Origin of the sequence: Mesorhizobium abyssinicae (genome assembly GCF_049887195.1) — a bacterium.
Classification (GTDB): Bacteria; Pseudomonadota; Alphaproteobacteria; order Rhizobiales; family Rhizobiaceae; genus Mesorhizobium; species Mesorhizobium abyssinicae.
Map to the genome: position 1 here is coordinate 1 of NZ_JARAKC010000079.1, position 1,861 is coordinate 1,861.

At 61.7% G+C, this 1,861-nt stretch carries 1 protein-coding gene; it reads left to right on the top strand.

The features are described 5' to 3' along the window. The coding region (locus PU724_RS33655; protein WP_426213822.1) for a hypothetical protein at positions 1-1,861 on the top strand (1,861 nt) is incomplete at both ends.

Consider the following 1,861-nt stretch of genomic DNA (forward strand, 5'->3'; position numbering starts at 1 on the left):
CACCAGGCTGCCGTCGTTCAGCAAACGCGCAGCCGCAAGCGCGGCCGCGAGCACCCGGACGAGGCGCTTTTTGCCGCCTACCGTGCCAAGGCGGCTAAAACAGCCAAGGTGAGTGAAAGCTCGATTGATCGCGATATAACGGCGCTGCGCAAGTTCAGCACATGGCTTGACGAGAACCACCAGAGCCAAATCCACGGTCGGATTGAGGACGAGCAGTTGGACGGTCTGGCGAAGGACTTTGCGGGCAACGATGCCAAACTACTGAGCGACACCAAAGTGGCGTTGGGAAGGCTCCGGCAGCATTTTGCCGGACAGCCTGTGACGGCTGCTTCGACTGTTCGACCCGGCACGAAGGACGATGAGGTACTCTTCGCCCAATACCGGGCAAAAGCCGTGGCCCGCCTCAAAGAACCAACCGTGAGGGGCGATCTGGCGGCGCTGCGCAAGTTCAGCAAATGGCTTGACGAGAACCACCGGACGCAGATCGCCGGCCGGATTGAGGACCCGGGGTTGGACGCGCTGGTGAAGGACTTCGCGGAGCGCGAGAGCGCGCGTATCAACCCGGCGCTGAAGAGGCTCCGGCAAGCTTTTGTAAGACCGCCTGTGATGGCTGCCTCGAATGTTCGACCTGTCACCAAGGATGATGAGGAACTCTTTGCCCAGGCTGCCGGCCTCAAAGAAGGGACCATGGGAGGCGATTTGACCGGCGCGCGCCATACAATGCCGGCCGCGGCGCCGCACCAGGCTTCCGTCGTTCAGCAAACGCGCAGCCGAAAGCGCGTCCGAGAGCACCCGGACGAGGCGCTTTTTGCCGCCTACCGTGACGACGCGGCTAAAACAGCCAAGGTGGGTGAACGCTCGATTGCTCGCGATATAGTGGCGCTGCGCAAGTTCAGCACATGGCTTGACGAGAACCATCGGACTCAGATCGCCGGCCGGATTGAGGACCCGGGGTTGGACGCGCTGGCGAAGAACTTCGCGGGCAACGATTCCGTACTACTGAGCGACACCAAAGTGGCGTTGGGAAGGCTCAGGCAGCATTTTGCCGGACAGCCTGTGACGGCTGCTTCGACTGTTCGACCCGGCACCAAGGACGATGAGAAACTCTTCGCCCAATACCGGGCAGAAGCCGTGGGCCGCCTCAAAGCACCAACCTTGAGGGGCGATCTAGCGACGCTGCGCAAGTTCAGCACATGGCTTGACGAGAACCATCGGTCGCAGATCGCCGGCCGGATTGAGGACCCGGGGTTGGACGCGCTGGCGAAGGACTTTGCGGGCAACGATGCCAAACTACTGAGCGACACCAACGTGGCGTTGCGAAGGCTCCGGCAGCATTCTGCCGGACAGACTGTCACAACAGCTAGATCGCGCTCGGTCAGCGAAGAGAACCAGGTAATCGAAGATGCATGTCAGGCAGCTGCAAGCAGGTACAGTCAAGTCTCGCTAAATAGCTATCGGAGTACTTTGGGTCGTTTCAACAGCTGGCTCAGTCAGAACTTCGGCAAGGGCATTGCCCAGATTGAACCCGCGATGCTGAGCCGGGCGGTTGACGAGTACAAGAAGAACGCAGCCCCCGGTTTCGGCACAGCCTGGGGCTTTCTGCAGAAATACCGGCAAATGGTCGCAGCCAACAATGCACTGGGCCTGTCAGCCCATGGGCAAGCGGCCCCGCGCCAGGAGGCCGGCGGCCCGGCCATAGGAACTGCCCAGAGCGCCTCACCCTTCGCCTTCTCGCCCATCCCCATGTCCCCGGGCGACCCGGCCTGGGACGTGCTGCGAGCCTTCCATGAAGAAGAGGCCGCACAGCGTGGCGCGCCAATGGCTACCAATGTGCCGCAGTTCCATCAGACGACATCGCTCC